Here is an 18,354-nt window from a genome sequence, read left to right as displayed (position 1 = left end):
TATGCAACCGGCGATTTCGGTCAAGAACCTTCGCAAGCGTTTTGGCGACAACGAGGTCCTACGCGGCATCGATATGGCCGCTCAAGATGGCGAGGTAATCACGCTGATTGGCGCCAGCGGCTCGGGAAAAAGCACGCTGCTGCGCTCGATCCCTTTCCTGGAAATCCCCGATAGCGGGACGATCACCGTCGGCGACGATCATCTGGCGCCGACCGGCGGGCATCTGTCACGCCGCGAAGAAGTCGTGGCGCGCCGTATGCGCGGACATCTTGGTTTCGTCTTCCAGGGTTTCAATCTATGGCCGCACCGCACCGTCCTGGAAAACGTCATCGAGGCCCCGATCCACGTGCAGAAGCGGCCACGGGCCGAATGCATCGAGGAGGCCATGGCCCTTCTCGACAAGGTCGGGCTTTCGGAAAAACGCGACGCCTGGCCGGCACACCTGTCCGGCGGACAGCAACAGCGCGTGGCCATTGCCCGCGCGCTGGCGCAGCGTCCACGCGCGATCCTGTTCGACGAGCCAACCTCTGCGCTCGACCCGGAACTGGTCGGCGAAGTGTTAAAGGTGATCCGGGCGTTGGCCGAGGATGGCCGCACGATGGTGATCGTGACCCATGAAATGGGCTTCGCGCGGGAAGTTTCATCGCGAACGATCTTTCTGAACCAAGGGATTATCGAGGAAGAGGGAACGCCCGACCAGGTTTTTGGCAATCCCGTTTCGGACCGCTGCCGCGCCTTCGTCAGCGGCCATTTCGATCGCAACCGGTGAAGGTTTTCCGATGCGCGAGCCGATCGACCGCAAAAGCCTGCTCGACAATGCCGCCGACTGGCTGAGGGATGCGATCGTCCGCGGAACGTTCCGCCCCGGCGCCACGCTGACCGAGACAGCGCTGACCGAACAGATCGGTGTCGGCCGAAGCACGGTCCGCTCGGCCCTTTTTGCGCTGGAGGTGCGCGAACTCGTCGTGCGCACACCGTATTCGAGCTGGCATGTAGCGACACTCGACATCCGCGCGATCGAAGAAATCTACACGCTGCGTTCCGCTCTGGAGGGCCTTGCCGCCCGGATCATCGCGCAGAAGCGGCCTCATCTCGATCTCAGTCCGATCGGGCAGTCGTTCCAGGCTCTCGAAGGTGCAAATTCGGGGGACGCGGACGCGCGGCTTGGCGCCGATCTCGGCTTTCATGCAAGCTTCGTAGCCCAGACCGACCATCAATTGTTGATCCGCCGCCATGCCCAGCTCGCTGACAAGATGGAATGGCTTTACCGCTGGTCGGAAGCGCATTGGCCGTGCCGCCGCAACCTGACCGAAGAGCATCAAAGACTTTACGACGCGCTCACTGGCGGATCGCCGGACGCGGCGGAACAGGCGGTTCGCGATCATATCGCCGAATCGATCGAAGCCGATACGGCCGGTTTTCATGAACTGGCATCGCGGTAAACCGCGCGCGGGCGCATCGAGCCGCCAAGGTATTCGGCATCGAGTTGAGGCTTGCCGCGAAGAGTGTGCGGGCCAGCAGCATTTCCGCAGGGCGAGCAAAGCTGTCAGAAAAAGGTGCCCGCCATTTCCGGTGAGCCTTCGAGCGCATGGCCCATGAACTCCAGCGCAGCCTTCAGCGTGTCGCGCCGGATCGGCCCGCCGAGGCAGACGCGAACCGCTTCTTCCGCCTGGCCATCGACGGTAAATGCGTCGCTGGCGACGACACCGATGCCAGAGGCGCGCATCTGCGTGCCGAAGGTCGAGCGCGTCCATCCGTTCGTCAAAGGCAGCCAGATGTTAAAGCTGATCGGATCGCTTTTGTAACTGCCCGACGGCAACACTTCGGCAACCAGCGCCTGGCGGGCGGCCGCTTCGGTACGGATGAAGCGCAGAATGCTGTCGGCCGTGCCATCCTCGATCCAGCGCGTGGCAAGCGCGGATGACAGCGGCGAGGCCATGACGCAGGCCGCGCGCATGGAGCTGGCAAAGGGCCAGGCCGCCTTGGTATCGGGCACGACGACATAGGCGAGCCGCAGGCCGGCGCCGATGCATTTGGCGAGCCCCCCGATATGCCAGGTCAGATCCGGCGCCATGGCCGCCAGCGGCGCCGGTCCATGCAGCGGTATGAAACCGTAAGCGTCGTCCTCGACGATCGGGACGTGATATTTACGCGCGACAGCGCAGATTTCCTCACGCCGCTTTTCCGGGATGGTCAGCGTCATCGGGTTTTGCAGCGTCGGATTGAGGTAGAGCGCCTTAGGTTTGCCGGTCTTGCACATTTCGGCAAAGGCTGCGGGAATGATCCCCTCCTCGTCCATCGGAAGTCCGGTCAGGTTCAGGCGAAGCTGCGCTGCAATGGAGCGCATGCCGGGATAGGTGATATTCTCCGACAGCACCATGTCACCTGGTTTTGCGAGCAATCCGAAGATCGCGAGAAGCGCCGGGTGAGCACCGGGCGTCACGAAAATGCGCTCCTGCGAGGGCACCAGCCCGCGGCGGCTGAGCCAGGAGGCTGCAGCCTCCTTGTCCATGCCGGCGCCACCAAAACCCTGATAGCGCAGAAGCGGGATCATGTTGGTGGCGACCGAAGAAAGCCCTTCCTGCATGCGCGCCAGAAGATCGGGATCGTCAGGTTCCGGCGGCATGTTCATGGAAAAATCCACGACGGATGTGCGTCTTGCATCCAGCGCCGCCTGCGAGACGAACCCGCGTCGTTCCTTTTCAGGCCCGCCGGTGACAAAGGTGCCGCGCCCGACATGAGTCGCCACAAGCCCGCGCTTCTGCGCCTCGACATAACCGCGCGCGACGGTGGTGAAATCGATGGCGAGGCGTTTTGCCAGTTCGCGTTGCGGCGGCAACCGATCGCCCACCAGTAGCTTGCCGCTCTTTAGATCCATCTCGATGACGTCGGCAATTGCCATGTAGCGCGGGCCATTGCTGCGGGAGAGGTCGGGGAGCCAAGTCTTCATGGAAACTCATCAATGTTGAATATTGACTGTATATTGTTGCGCGCCACATCTGTCACGCGAAAAAGCGGTTTTCCACCGCGTTTCGGATGCAGCCGCGCCTGCTCTAATAAAAATTGACCGTCAATTGAATGCACTCAAACGTATCAGGCGCGCCTAAGCGCTGGCCAGCTTTTTGCCCTGAAAATGGGACCACGCTCATCGATAGCAGAGCATTGACTTCATCATTGACTGCATATTGCTCCATTTTGATTTGATATTAGGCAAAACGCGGACTGGCATACCCCTTGCAATTGAATGGCAGTGGCCCGCCGTGGGCCGACCTCAAGACAGGAGCCATTCAATGCCCGCAATCACCGCACCGGCCCACGCTGATGGAGACTTCTTCGTCGATTACGAAGAGAAGGTCTTTGAAGATGTCCAGGCCCTGGAAGGCGAAAAAGCCCTCATCACCTTTCACACCGTTGCCTTCGAAGGCTCGATCGGCCTCGTCAACCTGCTGCAGGCCAAGCGCCTGAAGCGCAAGGGATATGAGACGTCCATCCTGCTTTACGGCCCCGGCGTCACGCTCGGCATTCAGCGCGGTTTCCCCAAACTCGGTTCGGAAGCCTTTCCGGGCCATCTCAACTTCAACAACCAGATCAAGGGTTTTCTCGAAGAAGGCGGCAAGGTCTATGCCTGCCGGTTCGCCCTGCAGGCCCTCTATGGCCATGGTGAGCCGTCATTGATCCCCGGCATCACGCCGATCAGCCCGCTCGATGTGCTGGATCTCATGCTGATCCACCGCCGTGCCGGCGCTGTCATTCTCGATACCTGGACGCTCTGACCGGAGCCCTCCCCGCGCGCATCTTGGCGCGTTCGGAAGGCGGGGTCCGCTCCGCCTCCTTCACCGCAATTTGAGGAAACCGTCATGGCTGACATTAGGACCATCCGGGCTGCCGCGGCACAGATCGCGCCGGATCTCACCTCCCGCGACAAGACGCTCACCCGCGTGCTGGAAACGATCCGTGAGGCCGCAGCCAAAGGCGCGGAATTGATCGTTTTCCCGGAGACATTCGTCCCCTGGTATCCGTATTTTTCCTTCGTCCTGCCGCCGGTTCTCTCCGGCCGCGAGCATCTGCGGCTGTATGAGGAAGCAGTGACGGTGCCCAGCACCACGACCGACGCGGTGGCCGCCGCCGCCCGCGAACACGGCATCGTCGTGGCGCTCGGCGTCAACGAGCGGGATCACGGCACGCTTTATAATACGCAACTCGTCTTCGATTCGGATGGCGCCCTCGTTCTCAAGCGGCGCAAGATCACGCCCACCTTCCATGAGCGGATGATCTGGGGCCAGGGCGATGCGTCCGGCCTGAAAGTGGTCGAGAGCCAAATCGGCCGCATTGGCGCGCTTGCCTGCTGGGAGCATTACAATCCGCTTGCCCGCTACGCGCTGATGGCCCAGCACGAAGAAATCCATGTTGCGCAGTTTCCGGGCTCCATGGTCGGACAGATTTTTGCCGACCAGATGGAGGTGACGATCCGCCACCATGCGCTGGAAAGCGGCTGTTTCGTCGTCAACGCCACCGGCTGGCTGAGCGACGAGCAGATCCGCTCGATCACCCCGGACGAAGGCCTGCAAAAGGCGCTCCGCGGCGGCTGCATGACGGCGATCATCTCGCCCGAGGGCAAGCATCTCGCCCAGCCGATCACCGAGGGCGAAGGCATCCTGATTGCCGATCTCGACATGAGCCTCATCCTCAAGCGCAAGCGGATGATGGATAGCGTCGGCCACTATGCGCGCCCGGAACTGCTGCATCTCGTCATCGACGATCGCCCGGCAAACGCGATGGTCACCGCCCATCCTTTCCTCGAAACCGCACCGACAGGGAGCACTACCGATGGACACCAGACCCCCGCTTTCGACGGAAACACTGATCAACGAATTGCAATCGTTCGGCGCGAGGCTCGTTGATCCCAAGGCCGGCCACGAAAGCCGCCGCGGCGGCGCCGGCCCCTCCGATCACAAGGCGCTCACCATCGATGGCATGACGGTCATGGTGCCTGTTCACACCGCCCCCGCCTTCGAGAGCCCCTATCTGGTCGAAAAACCGGATGAAGCCGGAAACAGCCGCATCAGCCGCGACGGCCGGGTCATCGGCGAAGTCTCGTTTCCCTTACGCCCCCGCTTTTACGAGCGCTCGACGGCAGACGGCATTCCCTATTCGCAGATCGCCGTCTTGCACGGACGCGATGTGCTCGCCACCACCGTGCTGCAGACCTGCATTCGCTACCAGAGCCGGACGAAAACCTGTCAGTTCTGCGCCATCGGCCAGTCGCTGGCAGCCGGCCGCACCGTCGCGCACAAGACGCCGGCGCAGCTGGCCGAAGTCGCCAAAGCCGCCGTGGAACTCGACGGCGTCAAGCATATGGTGATGACCACGGGCACGCCGAAGGGCGATGACCGCGGCGCGCAGGTGCTCGCAGACAGCGCCCGCGCCATCAAGGCCGCCGTCGACATTCCCATTCAGGCGCAATGCGAGCCGCCGGAAGACGATATCTGGTTTTCGCGGATGAAGGAGGCAGGCGTCGATGCGCTCGGCATGCATCTCGAAGTCGTGACACCGGAAATCCGCGCCCGCATCATGCCGGGCAAGGCGCAGGTCGGCATCGAGAAATACATGGCCTCGTTCAAGGCGGCGGTGGCCGTGTTCGGGCGCGGACAGGTCTCCACCTATATCCTCGCAGGCCTTGGCGATACCCGCGAAGCCATCCTCGACATCTGCGAGAAGCTCGTGGCCATCGGCGTTTATCCCTTCGTCGTCCCCTTCGTGCCGATCTCGGGCACGCCGCTTGAAAGCCATCCCGCACCAAAACCCGAATTCATGCATTCGATCCTCGGGCCCTTGTCGAAACTGCTCGTGGAAAGCGGCCTGAAGGCCGTCGACATCAAGGCGGGTTGCGGCAGATGCGGCGCCTGCTCTGCCCTTTCGACCTATGAGAGGATGCTGACGAAATGATCATCGAACCGTTTTCGCCCTTCCGCACCAGCGAATACCAGGTGAAGTTTGCCACATCCGCCTGGGAGCGCGACGAGGCCCATGCCCTTCGCCGGGATGTCTTCTGCCGTGAACAGCAGATCTTTGAGACAGACGACCGGGACGCCATCGACGACCATGCAACCCCCATCGTTGCGCTCTCCATGCTCGGCGTTGCCGCCGACAGGCTGGTGGGCACGGTGCGCATTCATCAGGAACAGCCGGGCCTCTGGTGGGGGTCGCGCCTTGCCGTACACGAGGATTTCCGCAAGATCGGCGCGCTTGGCGCCACCCTCATCCGGCTTGCCGTCTCCTCCGCCAATGCCATGGGCTGCCACACGTTTCTCGCCAATGTGCAGGTGCAGAACGGCCTGCTGTTTCGCCGCCTGCACTGGGATGTGGTCGAGGAATTCGAGATCTATGGCAAACCGCACCTGCGGATGAAGGCGGATCTTTCCTGGTATCCCCCCTGCGCCACGCCGGAAGCCGGCTTCGTGGCGCTCGCCAAACGGGCGGCCTGATCATGGCCGATGTCGACCTCGATGTGCTCGCAGAAAAGCTGAAGTCCAGCAACGGGATCGCGGCCAAACACGATATCGGCGGCGTCACCGCGCGGCTCGGCGTCCGGGACAAGGCCGTGCCCGTCGGAGATGACTGCGCCGCCCTCCCCGATGGCGACGGCTATCTGCTGTTTGCCATCGAAGGTTTTATGAATGCCTTCGTCGCCGCCGATCCGTGGTTTGCCGGCTGGTGCGGCGTCATGGTCAATATCTCCGACGTGGTTGCCATGGGCGGCCGGCCGACTGCCGTGGTCGATGCTGTCTGGGCCGATGGCGAGGCGGGAGCAGCCCCGGTTCTCGATGGCATGCGGGCGGCGGCCGAGGCCTATGGCGTGCCGATCGTCGGCGGTCACACCAATATCCGCACCGACCGGGGCCAGTTGTCGGTTGCCATTGTCGGGCGCGCAAAACGCCTGCTCACCAGTTTTGACGCCCGCCCCGGCGATGTGCTGGTGGCCGCCGTCGATCATCGCGGCCGCTACCGCGCGCCCTTCGACAACTGGGAAGCCGCAACCGACGCGCCACCCGAGCGGCTTCGTGGCGATCTCGACATCCTGCCGCAGATTGCCGAGGCCGGGCTTTGCCTTGCCGCCAAGGATATCAGCCAGGGCGGCATTGTCGGCACGGCAATCATGCTGGCGGAATGCTCTGGCGTCGGCATCGACATCGATGTGACCGCCATACCACTCCCCTCCGGCGTCAGCCTCGACCGCTGGCTGGCGACCTTTCCAAGCTTTGGCTACCTCCTCTCGGTCTCGCCCGACAACGTCGATGCGGTGCTCGCTCGATTTGCGACGCGAAACATTTCCGCCGCCGCCATTGGCTCCGTGCTGCCGGGTAGCGCGGTTGCGATCACCGATGGCTTGAGCCGCATCGTCATCCGCGACCATGCCACCACCCCCCTCATGCAGCTTGGCCCGACGGAGCATTTTCGATGACCCAGGCCCAAATGCCATGGCCCGGGATAACCCCGCCGCAGATGACGCGCCCCTTGCGCATCGCCATGCTCGCGCATTCCACCAATCCCCGCGGCGGCGTGGTGCATGCCATGCAGCTGTCCGAGGCGCTGACGGCACTGGGTCATACCGTCACCCTGCACGCGCCCGATGCAAAGGGAGCCGGCTTCTTCCGCCCGCCCGCCTGCCGCACGGCCTGTTTTCCCGTAGCACCTGCCCTCTCCGAGATGACTGAGATGGTCGAGCAGCGCATTGCCGACTACGTCAGATATTTCGAACCGGCAAACCATCCCGCTATCGATGTCTTCCACGCCCATGACGGCATTTCCGGCAATGCGCTGGCAACGCTCAAAGACCGGGGCCTGATTTCCGGCTTCGTGCGCACCGTCCATCACATCGATCAGTTCGACGACCCGCGCCTGATGGCCCTTCAGGACCGCTCGATCCGTGCGGCCGATGCACACCTCGCCGTCAGCAGCCTATGGCAGGCCGCCTTGCGCGAAAGTTTTGGCGTGGAGGCGACCGTCGTCGGCAACGGTGTCGACACCACACGATTTGCCCCCGCCTGGAGCGGCGAGCAGACGGCGCTGCGAGACCGGCTCGGTCTCCATGCCGGCCCGGTTTTCTTGAGCATCGGCGGCATCGAGGCGCGCAAGAACACAATCGGCATTCTCGATGCCTTCCGGCAGCTCAGGGCCGTGAAGCCGGATGCGCAACTGGTCATTGCAGGCGGCGTGTCGCTGCTCGATCACCGGGATTATCACGAAGAGTTCCAGTCCCATTTGCGGGCGCTGCGCGATGATGCCGCCGCCGTCCATATCATCGGTGCGGTCTCCGATGACGACATGCCGAACCTCTATCGGCTTGCCGATGCGCTGGTTTTCCCCTCGCTGAAAGAGGGTTTCGGCCTCGTCGTGCTGGAGGCCATGGCCTCCGGTGTTCCCGCCATCGTGCCCTCGATTGCGCCGTTTACCGAATATCTTGGCCGTGACGACGCCCTCTGGTGCGATCCCCGTCACTCCGCCTCGATTGCCGAAGCCATGGCGCTCACGCTGATGCCGGAAATCCGCGCCCACGTCATTCCGCGCGGGCTGGAAGTCGCCGGCCGCTTTCCCTGGCGCCGTGTCGCCGAGGCCCATCTGTCCACCTATGCACCCTCAAAGGAGGCAATCCATGCCTGAGATGCGCTTTGTCATCACCTGGCCCGATGGCGAGGAAGAGACCTGTTATTCCCCCTCGCTGATCATCCGCGATTTCTTCACCGAGGGCGAAAGTTATCCGGTGGCGGATTTTGTCGAGCGCAGCCGACAGGCGCTCACCATCGCCAGTGACCGGGTCGCCGCAAAATACGGCTTTGCCTGCTCGGCCGCAAACGACCAGCTCGCCCGCATTGAAACGGCTGCAACCCCCTTTCTCGATCAAACGGACGCCCGCGTCCGCTGCGAGACCTTCATTCTCTGAAAGGACATGAGATGACGAGATCCCTCAAATCCCATTACAGCGCCGTCGTGGTGGGGGGTGGGCAGGCTGGCCTTTCCGCCAGCCATTACCTTAAAAAACAAGGGCTTGACCATGTCGTCTTCGAAAAGAAGACCGTCGCCCACAAATGGCAGAACGAGCGCTGGGATGCCTTTTGCCTGGTCACGCCGAACTGGCAATGCCAGTTGCCCGATCATCCCTATGACGGCGACGATCCCCACGGTTTCATGGTGAAGGACGAGATCGTCGCCTATGTCGACCGTTTTATCAAAAAGGTCGATGCGCCCGTCTTCGAAGGCACCAGCGTCACCGCGCTGGAAAAGGTCGGCGATGTCTTCCGCATCGAATCCTCTGCCGGAACCGTCACGGCCGATAGCGTCATTCTCGCCACCAGCCTCTACAGCCGGCCCTTTGTGCCGCGCGCCGCAGAACGTCTGCCAGACGGCGTGACCCAGATCCACACCGCCGATTACCGCAATCCTGCGCAATTGCCGCCGGGCGGCGTCATCGTCGTCGGCTCCGGCCAGTCCGGCTGCCAGATCGCCGAAGACCTGCATCTCGCCGGCCGCAAGGTGCATATGGTCACCGGCAATGCCCCGCGCTGCGCCCGGTTTTACCGGGGCCGCGATGTCGTCGACTGGCTGGCCGACATTGGCCAATATGACATCACCATCGCCCATGACGGCATGGCGAAAAAGAAGCACGACACCAACCATTACCTGACCGGCCGCGATGGCGGGCGCGACATCGACCTTCGAAAATTCGCGACTGAGGGCATGACCCTTTATGGCCGGATGGTGGGCGTTTCCAGCGGAAAGATGCTGTTCGAGCCCAATCTCAAAAGCAATCTCGATGGCGCAGACCGCGTCTATAACGGCATCAACGCCCTCATCGATCGCCATATTACGGAAAAGGGTATCGATGCCCCGGCCGGCAGCCCTTACGTGCCGCTCTGGGAACCAGAGGGAGAGACGACGGAGCTTGATCTCGAAGCGGAAGGCATCACATCCGTCATCTGGGCGACAGGCTTCACGCCGGATTGGTCCTATGTCGGCCTGCCCATCTTCGATGGCACCGGTTATCCGGTGCAGCGCCGCGGCGTGACCGGCATAGACGGCGTCTACGTGCTCGGCCTGCCGTGGCTCTGGACCTGGGGCTCCGGCCGGTTCCTCGCCGTCGGCAAGGATGCCGAATATGTGGTGGATCATCTGGCAACGCGCCTGCAACAGGCCCGGCAGCCGCTGAAACACGCAGCGAACGGATAAGAGATGAACCTTGCCGTCCGCACCGCCTGCCCCGCGCCAGAACCGACGAGCCGCGATCTCATGGACCGCGCGCTCGAACCTCACCTACTGGTCGGAATGCCGCATCTCACCCCCCACGGCCTGTCGGAGACATGGGCGATGAAGGAGCTGGGGCATCGCCACTGGCTGATGCTGGCGCGCCATCTCGGCATGGACAATGCCGATTTCCGCACCGCCGATGGAGAGGAGGCCTATGCGGCCATCTGCGCCACGTCGCTGTCTGAAGCGCGGCTGGACTGCGTCCGGGCAAACGCCGTCCTGACCATCCGTTCAGAACTGTCGACTGTCTCGCGCACCCAGACCGCGACGACCCACGAGCTTTTCTGCGAAGGCCACACGATCGGACGGGTGGAATTGGTCTCAGCCTTTGTTCACCGGGGCGTGGAAGGTCGCAATCATTCTCTTGCACGGACGGCCGTGGAAACGCCAAAGGCACCACCCTATACCTTCAGCCAGCTGGCAAAGACGGCCGCAGACATTCGCAATTTAAGGATTGCGACCCATTGGGGCCTTCCCGTCACGGCCACGGGGCCTGTGCGCTCATTCTGCTTCGATCCCGCAACGTCCCAGGAGTTCAACGGTGCCGGCCTTTTCTATTTTGCAGAATTTCAGGCCCTCGCAGATCGCGCCCTGGAAGCTTGGTTCCCCCACCGAGACACGCTGAAAAGGCGGGATGTCTTTTTTCTCGGCAATATCGAAAGAGGAGAAAGCCTCGTTTTCGAGTTGGCCGAAGCTTCCGGCCATGGCGCTGCCCTTCAAGGGCAGATCAGACGGCAATCCGGAGATCTCATCGCAAAAATGTTCATGTCCTTCCAGGACCCGACCTAAGGACCGGGTTGCTGATCATATCGAGCCCAAACAGAACAGGACGCTTTCGAGGAAGACGAAAGCCACCTTTGTCTTCAAGGGATCGGCGCCGTCCCACACTGCTCCATGATCAGCGCCTTCATCGCATGTCAGACCGATCGATCATTTTTGACCAAATGGTCAGCTTTTGATCTGCTCTCACCGGAGTATTTTGACGCGATTTAGAATAAGAACAATAATATCATATGGATACTTCATGGCATGGACCTTGCATTAATTTATGCGGTGCAAAAACTGCCATCAGGGGAACGTCATGACCAACAAGCCTCAGTTGCCAAAAGACACGTCGTCACAGTCACACCAGATCTCGCGTCGCTCGCTTTTGGGAAGTGTCGCCGCAGGGGCGGCAACCGCAAGTTTCGGAAATTTCACCATATTCTCTCGCCAGGCCCATGCGGCTGAACCGCTGCGCGTTCTTTGCTGGCCGGGTTACGAAGAAAAAGACGTGATCGCCGAGTTCGAGGATCTCCACAAGACCAAGGTAGAGTTCAAGATCTATATCGGCGGCGAGCAGATGCTGCAGTTCTTCGCCCAGACCGCGCCCGGCACTTTCGACGCGATCATTTCTGATGCCGAATATGTCCAGAAGCTGAAGGCGAACAAGGCAATCGAGGCCTACAAGACTGACGGCTTTGCAGAACTTGCCAATTACCACCCGAAATTCCGCGATTTTGCCCCCACCAAGGGAGAGACGGCCGGCACGGTCTATGGCATTCCGACACGCTTCTCGTTCTACGGCATTTCCTACAATACCGACGAGATGTCGGCTGAGCAGGCTCAGGACTGGAACTCGCTGCTGGACAAGAAATATGCCGGCAAGATCGGCATGTTCGACTGGTACCTGCCGAACCTCGGCAATGCGAGCCTTGCCGTCAATCCGGGCAACCAGACGCCTTACGCGATCAACGACGATCAGTTGAAGAAGGTCAAGGAGTTCCTGACCAAGCTACGCCCCCAGATCGGCATGTTCGGCTCATCCAACCAGCCGATCGCACAGGCGATGCTTGCCGGCGACATTTTTGCCTCGCCGACCGGCGACCTAGATATCGACCTGAAGCTTGCCGGCTACGACAACTTCTCCTCGACCATTCCCAAGCAGGGCGGCATACGCTGGCAGGAAGTCGCCTGCGTATGCTCGGCTTCGAAGAACAAGGATCTGGCCATGGAATGGGTCAAGTACATGACCTCGCCAAAAGTCCAGTCGAAGCTCGTTTATACCAAGGCGTTCAAGGCGCGCGGCCCGAACATGAAGATCGTCGATTATTGGGACGACGACCAGAAGAAGCTTCTCTCCTATGTTCCGGACCCTGCCAACCCCGGCAAGATGCTGGTCGAGACGCTGATCGACCGCTCCATGCCGCGCGGCCTGCCGGCCAACCAGCCGGAACAGGCATGGATCGACATGTTCAACGAGTTCAAGACGGCCTGATCGGTCTTTTGCCAAGCTCCAGCGTCCCGCACAGCGCGGGACGCCATCTCCTCGTTTCCGGGACGTTCCATGACATCTGCCGCACCTTCACCTCATGATCTCGAACTCCTGTCGATCACCAAGAACTTCGATAGCTTCACGGCCGTCGACAGCATCAATCTCAAGGTCGGCCGCGGTGAATTCGTGGCCATCATGGGACCTTCCGGCTGCGGCAAGACGACCCTTCTGCGCATTCTTGCCGGTCTCGAGACCGCCTCATCCGGTCAACTTTATATTCGTGGCAAGGATGTCTCGGATGTCCCCGTCAATTTGCGCTCAACCCGTCTCGTCTGGCAGAATTACGCGCTCTTTCCGCATCTCGACGTCGCCGGCAATATAGCCTTCGGCCTGACCTTGAAGGCGCACGACAAGGCAATCGTCGCCGGCAAGGTGAAGGCCATGGCCGACCTTGTCGGCCTTTCCGATCTCATGGGCCGTAAGATCAGCCAGCTTTCCGGCGGCCAGAAGCAGCGTGTGGCGCTGGCCCGCGCGCTGGTGACCGAGCCGGACATTCTGCTGCTCGACGAACCGCTTTCCGCGCTCGACGCTCACCTGAGAATCCGCATGCAGGGGGAGCTACGCCGCATCCAGAAGCAGCTCGGCATGGCCTTCATCTATGTCACCCACAATCAGGTCGAAGCCTTTTCAATGGCCGACCGCGTGGTGGTGATGAACAAGGGCCACATCGAACAGATCGATGCACCTGAAGACATGTATGCCCGGCCGAAGACGGAATTCGTCGCCCGCTTCGTCGGCACAAATAATCTGTTTCCCGGCCGCATCCAGGAAATCGGACACGACAAGGCCATCGTCCATTGTGCCCATGGCCAGGTCGAGGTTTCTACCGATGATCCGCCGCCGGTCGGCACCGGCGTCTTCGTTGTGGTCCAGGCCGACAAGCTCAAGCCGGCGCCGACAGGCGTCGCCGGTGAAAACCGGCTGGAAGCAACGGTGCGCGGCCGCGAGTATGCCGGATCACACAACATCTACCTACTCGATCTCGTGGACGGGAGCGAAGTGAAGATGACGCTGCCGCAGGTCCTGCCGCTCGAAATCAACCAGCCGGCAACCGTCTGGTTCTCGCCGGCAGATGCTGCACTGATCCGGGGGGCCGCATGACGACAGTCGAGACATCCGCCGCAAAGCCCATGAGAACGCCAAATGACAGCCCGCTCAAGATCTGGTTCCTGGCGCCGCTGGCCATCTGGCTCACGGTTCTTTTCCTGCTGCCGCTGATCTTCCTGCTCTGGATCGGCTTCTGGCGCGTCGAAAATTTTCAGTCCGTTCCCGATTTTTCGCTGAATAACTACGCGGACATTTTCGCAAGCTTCTTCTCGAAATCGCGTTACGGGCTGGCGCTGATCCAGTCACTCTGGGTGGCGATCACCACTGCATTCTTTGCGACCATCCTGTCCTACATGGTGGCGCTGTCGATCGCCTTTGCCGTGCCAGCCCGCTGGCAGCGGCTGGCACTGCTGATTGCGATTGCGCCCTTCTGGTCAAGTTATGTGTTGCGGCTCTACTCCTGGCAGACGATCCTTTCCCGCAACGGCGTCATCAACTCGGTGCTGAAACAGTTCGGGCTTTCCGACTACCGGATCGACCTCATCTATACCCAGATCGCCACCCGCATCGGCCTCATCCACTATCTGGCGCCGATCCTCATTGTCATCCTCTATGTCAGCATCCTCGCAATCGACCGGGTGCTGATCGAGGCGGCGCGCGAGCTTGGCTGCACACGCTGGCAGGCCTTTACCCGGGTCATCCTGCCATTGTCGCGTTTCGGGCTGATGACCGCCGCAAGCTTTGCCGTTATCGTCTCGCTGGGCGATGCGCTTTCCGGCAACCTGCTCGGCGGCGGCGCCGGCACCTCGATCATCGGCAAGTTGCCGACCTATGCCTCGATGATCATGTCGGATTATTCAAGCTCCACCAATCTGCCGCGCACCTCGGCGCTGGCAACCATCCTGATCGTCGTCATGGTTCTGGCGCTCGCTGCCGGTTTCGTGGCCGCGGATCGGGCAAGGCGCAGGACAAGCTGATGGCCACAGTCTCCAAAGGCAATCCGTGGATTTTTTTCGGACGGCTGTGGCTCGGCATCGCCTATGCCTTCATGTTCCTGCCGCTCGCGGTCCTGGTGCTTTTCTCCTTGCAGAAGAACCGCTTTCCCGGCTTTCCGCTGCAGGGTTTCACGCTGCAATGGTATGACAAGCTGTTTTCCGATGGCACGCTCCTGAATGCGCTCGGCAATACGATGATCGTTTCGCCGGCAGCCGCAACCGTGGCGACAGCGATCGCGTTCTTCGCAGCTTACGCCTTCAACCGCTTCACCTTCCGCGGCAAGACAACCTTTCTGGCGCTGGTGACGCTGCCGATCCTGATCCCGCCGCTCATTCTGGGCGTTGGTTTCCTCGGGCTCCTGGCCCGTATTCACCTCTCGGGCACGCTGTTTGCCGTCTTCCTCACCCATGTCGTTCTGATCACAGCGCCGGCGCTCGCCATTATCCAGTTGCGTCTGGCGCAGATGCCAGCCTCGCTGGAGGAAGCAGCCTGGGATCTTGGGGCGACCGAATGGCAGACAGTCGTGAAGGTCGTGCTCCCCTTTGCCATGCCCGGCATATTCGGCGCCTGGTTGCTCGCCTTCACCTTTTCCTTCGACGAATTCATCATCGCTTGGTTCGTTTCGGGCTTTCAGCCAACCTTGCCCGTCGCGATCTATTCGGTTCTCGTCGCCGCCATCGATCCGTCGCTCAATGCTATCGGCACCATCGTTTTCGGCATTTCCTGCCTCGTTCTCATCGGCCTCGAACTGGTCTTGCTGCCGCTTCTGATCGGCAAGCCGGAAAAACAATCATAGAGTATCCCATGCACCTGCTTTTCCGGAACGCCACTCTGCTTGCCATGGACAAGACCCATGGGGCCACACCGTTCACCGGCGATCTTCTTGTCGAAGACGACCGGATTTCGGCCATCGGCGCGGATCTTCTCCTGCCCGCCGATACGCGTGTGATCGATGCGTCCGGCAAGCTTGTCATGCCCGGCCTCGTCAACGCCCACCTGCATTCCTCGGAAACCTTCTTCAAGGGGCGTTATCAGGGCACGCCCCTCGAGGTCTGGATGCTCTACTCCTATCCGATCCTGATGAAGGGACCGATCCCGGAACGCCTGCTCTACCTGCGCAGCCTGCTGACGGCGATGGAATCCCTGAAATCCGGCGTGACGACGCTGGTCGACGATTTCTTCGATCCACCCGGCTTCGATCTTAGTCGCCTCAAGCGCGTCTACGATGCCTATGAGGATGCGGGCATCCGCGCCAACGTCTCCCATTGCGTGATCGACAAACATGTCTTCGATACCATGCCTTATCTCAGGGAGATCATGCCGGTCGCCCTGCAAGCCGAAGTCGAAGGCCCCTCGATCACCACGGCTGACTACATGGCCTATTGCAAGGACGTCTTTGCCTCAGAGCACGGTCGCGCCGCGCGGCTCGGTTTCATGGTCTCGGCTTCCGCACCGCAGCGCTGCTCGGTGGAGATGATGCAGGCATGCGTCGCGCTGGCGCAGGATAGAGGCGTGCCCTATCACACCCATGTGCTGGAGACGAAGACACAGGCGGTGACCGGCCCCGAATTCTACGGCAAGAGCCTCATCCGCTATATGCATGACCTTGGATTGATGACGCCAAACACCACCATCGCCCACTCCATCTGGGTCAGCGATGACGACATGGCGCTGATGGGGGCAGCTGGCTGTTCGGTTGCCCACAACGCCGTCTCCAACCTGAAGCTCGGCTCCGGCATCGCGCCGATCCGTCGCCTGCTTGATGCCGGCGTCCATGTGGGCCTTGGCACGGATGGGCTTTCCAGCAACGACACCGCCCGGATCTTTGACGTGATGCGGTTCGCGGCATTGCTCCACGATGTGGCAGGCCCAGAGACCGACGGCTGGATGAAGGCGGCAGAAGTGCTGCGTGCCGCAACGATCGAGGGCGCGCGCACCGCGATGCTTGACGAGGTCACGGGCTCGCTGGAGATCGGCAAGCACGCCGATCTCATCATGCTGGACATCTCCGGTTACGACTACATGCCGATGAACCGGCTCGACCATCACCTTGTCTATTGCGAGAACGGTTCGAACATCAAAATGGTCGTGGTCAATGGCAAGATCGTCGTGGAGGACGCCAAGCTGCTGACCGTCGATGAAAAGGCCGTTTTTGCCGAACTGCGCGAACTCCTGCCCGCCTATATGTCCGAACACGCCGAACTCGAAAGGCTGAATGCCCGGTTCGAGCCCTATATGCGGGAAATGTATCGTCGCGCGACGATCATGGACATCGGCATGAACCGCTATCAGGGTGACCTGCCGCTGTGGCGCGGCGCCAATCATTGAGGACGCCGGCATGAGCCTCTTTCTTCCGGCACAGGTCATCCGTGCCAAGCGCAATCACGAAACTCTGTCCGATAAGGATATCCGCCGCTTCGTCGAGGGCATCGGGGCCGGCGAGGTTTCAGAGGCCCAGATCGGGGCTTTCACCATGGCCTGTTTCCTCAACGGCATGACGACGCAGGAAACGGCCGCCCTGACGCTCGCCATGCGCGATTCCGGCGACGTGGTGGACTGGTCGGGAAGCGGTATCGCGCCAGAAACCATTATCGAGAAACACTCGACGGGCGGCACCGGTGACGAAAGTGTCAGCCTGATCGTGGCGCCACTCGTGGCCGCCTGCGGCGTGTCGATGCCGATGATTTCAGCCCGCGGGCTCGGCCATACCGGCGGCGAGGTCGATCTGATGGAAGCGATGCCGGGTGTGGCGGTCGCACCCACGACGGACATGTTTCGCCAGGCGGTTGTGTGCGCCGGCGCTGCCATCATCGGCCCGACGCCACGGCTCGCACCGGCGGATGCCGCAATCTATTACGTGCGCGATGTCACCGCGTCGGTGGAATCGATCCCGCTGATCACCGCCTCGATCCTGTCGAAGAAACTCGCGGCCGGCGTTTCCGGCCTCGTCATGAGCGTCAATTATGGCTCCGGCGCCTTCATGCCGACCTATGCGGAAGCGGAAGCTTTGACACACAGCCTGATCGCTGTTGCCCGTATCGCCGGCCTGCCCATGGTCGCTCCGATCGTCGAGATGGACGAGGTCATGGGCGATGCGATCGGCAGCCGCCTTCAGCTGCGCGAGGTCATCGATTTCCTGTCCGGGACAAAGCAGGAAAGCCGGATACGGCTGCTGGCACTCGAAATTTCTGCCGAAATCCTGGTGATGGCGGGGCTCGCGGCCTCGAAGGATGAAGCAACCGTTATGGCTGAAGTGCGCCTTGCCGATGGATCGGCGCTCGACCGTTTCCAGCGCATGGTAATGTCGCTCGGCGGCCCGGAAGATCTTGTCGCAAACCCCGAAGCCTATTTCCCTCCTGCGCCCATCATCGCGCCGCTTGCCTCACCGGCCACCGGTTTCGTTGAGAAAGTGGATGCCTATGCGATTGGCATCGCCATGGTGGGCCTTGGCGCCGGCCGAAAACTGGCGAGCGACCTTCTCGACCACGATGTGGGCCTGAGCGGAATGGTCCATATCGGCGATGCGATTTCGCAAGGCGAACCTCTCTGCATCCTGCATTGCCGCTCTCAGGCCGACTTCGACACCGCGGCTGCAGCGATCACCGCGGCAATCACCATTGGCCTCTCAAAACCGGAGCGCCGGCCGGTCATCACCGGCCGCATTTCCACACGCGTTTAAGAAGGGTTGAGAGAAC

The 18,354-nt window shown here is 61.4% G+C and carries 18 protein-coding genes; 17 read left to right on the top strand and 1 reads right to left on the bottom strand.

Going from position 1 to position 18,354, the window contains the following annotated elements; translation table 11 throughout:
- Nucleotide 1: 1 nt before the first annotated feature.
- Both AC4CWH_RS24105 and AC4CWH_RS24100 read left to right on the top strand, forming a co-directional pair.
- Nucleotides 2–769 carry an ABC transporter ATP-binding protein gene (locus tag AC4CWH_RS24105; RefSeq protein WP_491285850.1) on the top strand — a complete coding sequence of 256 codons (768 nt, stop codon included), beginning with the start codon at nt 2–4 and terminating at the stop codon, nt 767–769.
- A gap of 10 nt (nt 770–779) precedes the next feature.
- Nucleotides 780–1,442 (top strand): GntR family transcriptional regulator, encoded by a 663-nt coding sequence (locus tag AC4CWH_RS24100; protein WP_491321740.1) that lies wholly within the window; start codon nt 780–782, stop codon nt 1,440–1,442.
- A 104-nt stretch (nt 1,443–1,546) separates the two neighbouring features.
- On the opposite strand, the gene AC4CWH_RS24095 is transcribed toward AC4CWH_RS24100, so the two are convergent.
- Nucleotides 1,547–2,950, bottom strand: coding sequence for an aminotransferase-like domain-containing protein (locus AC4CWH_RS24095; protein ID WP_491321739.1), 1,404 nt, complete (start codon nt 2,948–2,950; stop codon nt 1,547–1,549).
- Between the two features lie 340 nt (nt 2,951–3,290).
- Here AC4CWH_RS24095 and AC4CWH_RS24090 point away from each other — a divergent pair, with 340 nt between their 5' ends.
- The 15 genes from AC4CWH_RS24090 (at nt 3,291) to AC4CWH_RS24020 (ending at nt 18,338) form a co-directional block, all read left to right on the top strand.
- Complete coding sequence (locus tag AC4CWH_RS24090; RefSeq protein WP_491285853.1) at nt 3,291–3,773, top strand: MSMEG_0572/Sll0783 family nitrogen starvation response protein; 483 nt, start codon at nt 3,291–3,293, stop codon at nt 3,771–3,773.
- 84 nt (nt 3,774–3,857) lie between these two features.
- Nucleotides 3,858–4,901 carry a Nit6803 family nitrilase gene (locus AC4CWH_RS24085; protein WP_491285854.1) on the top strand — a complete coding sequence of 348 codons (1,044 nt, stop codon included), beginning with the start codon at nt 3,858–3,860 and terminating at the stop codon, nt 4,899–4,901.
- The gene (locus tag AC4CWH_RS24080) at nt 4,828–5,946 is read left to right on the top strand and encodes an MSMEG_0568 family radical SAM protein (protein WP_491285855.1); all 1,119 of its coding nucleotides are present in this window, start codon (nt 4,828–4,830) and stop codon (nt 5,944–5,946) included. The genes AC4CWH_RS24085 and AC4CWH_RS24080 overlap by 74 nt, the downstream gene beginning before the upstream one ends.
- A complete protein-coding gene (locus tag AC4CWH_RS24075) occupies nt 5,943–6,485 on the top strand; it encodes an MSMEG_0567/Sll0786 family nitrogen starvation N-acetyltransferase (protein ID WP_491285856.1) in 543 nt (180 codons plus the stop codon). The genes AC4CWH_RS24080 and AC4CWH_RS24075 overlap by 4 nt, the downstream gene beginning before the upstream one ends.
- Before the next feature lie 2 nt (nt 6,486–6,487).
- Complete coding sequence (locus AC4CWH_RS24070) at nt 6,488–7,462, top strand: sll0787 family AIR synthase-like protein (protein WP_491285857.1); 975 nt, start codon at nt 6,488–6,490, stop codon at nt 7,460–7,462.
- Between the two features lie 41 nt (nt 7,463–7,503).
- Nucleotides 7,504–8,661, top strand: coding sequence for an MSMEG_0565 family glycosyltransferase (locus tag AC4CWH_RS24065; protein WP_491322327.1), 1,158 nt, complete (start codon nt 7,504–7,506; stop codon nt 8,659–8,661).
- Complete coding sequence (locus tag AC4CWH_RS24060) at nt 8,654–8,941, top strand: MSMEG_0570 family nitrogen starvation response protein (RefSeq protein WP_491285858.1); 288 nt, start codon at nt 8,654–8,656, stop codon at nt 8,939–8,941. Before AC4CWH_RS24065 ends, AC4CWH_RS24060 begins: the two co-directional genes overlap by 8 nt.
- A gap of 11 nt (nt 8,942–8,952) precedes the next feature.
- The gene (locus AC4CWH_RS24055) at nt 8,953–10,224 is read left to right on the top strand and encodes an MSMEG_0569 family flavin-dependent oxidoreductase (protein ID WP_491321738.1); all 1,272 of its coding nucleotides are present in this window, start codon (nt 8,953–8,955) and stop codon (nt 10,222–10,224) included.
- Nucleotides 10,225–10,227: 3 nt separating this feature from the next.
- Nucleotides 10,228–11,091: a Pnap_2097 family protein gene (locus AC4CWH_RS24050; protein WP_491321737.1), complete on the top strand. Its 864-nt coding sequence runs from the start codon at nt 10,228–10,230 to the stop codon at nt 11,089–11,091.
- A 292-nt stretch (nt 11,092–11,383) separates the two neighbouring features.
- Complete coding sequence (locus AC4CWH_RS24045) at nt 11,384–12,559, top strand: ABC transporter substrate-binding protein (RefSeq protein WP_491285861.1); 1,176 nt, start codon at nt 11,384–11,386, stop codon at nt 12,557–12,559.
- 69 nt (nt 12,560–12,628) lie between these two features.
- Nucleotides 12,629–13,717, top strand: coding sequence for an ABC transporter ATP-binding protein (locus tag AC4CWH_RS24040; protein WP_491321736.1), 1,089 nt, complete (start codon nt 12,629–12,631; stop codon nt 13,715–13,717).
- Complete coding sequence (locus tag AC4CWH_RS24035; protein WP_491285863.1) at nt 13,714–14,640, top strand: ABC transporter permease; 927 nt, start codon at nt 13,714–13,716, stop codon at nt 14,638–14,640. The genes AC4CWH_RS24040 and AC4CWH_RS24035 overlap by 4 nt, the downstream gene beginning before the upstream one ends.
- Nucleotides 14,640–15,455 carry an ABC transporter permease gene (locus AC4CWH_RS24030; RefSeq protein ID WP_491285864.1) on the top strand — a complete coding sequence of 272 codons (816 nt, stop codon included), beginning with the start codon at nt 14,640–14,642 and terminating at the stop codon, nt 15,453–15,455. The genes AC4CWH_RS24035 and AC4CWH_RS24030 overlap by 1 nt, the downstream gene beginning before the upstream one ends.
- Nucleotides 15,456–15,463: 8 nt before the next feature.
- Nucleotides 15,464–16,987 carry an amidohydrolase family protein gene (locus AC4CWH_RS24025; RefSeq protein WP_491321735.1) on the top strand — a complete coding sequence of 508 codons (1,524 nt, stop codon included), beginning with the start codon at nt 15,464–15,466 and terminating at the stop codon, nt 16,985–16,987.
- Between the two features lie 10 nt (nt 16,988–16,997).
- Complete coding sequence (locus AC4CWH_RS24020; RefSeq protein WP_491285866.1) at nt 16,998–18,338, top strand: thymidine phosphorylase; 1,341 nt, start codon at nt 16,998–17,000, stop codon at nt 18,336–18,338.
- Nucleotides 18,339–18,354: the final 16 nt, after the last annotated feature.

This window comes from Neorhizobium sp. PAMB6716 (assembly GCF_058242805.1).
Note: the sequence above shows the minus strand (reverse complement) of the source record. Positions and strands in the feature narration are given on the sequence as shown.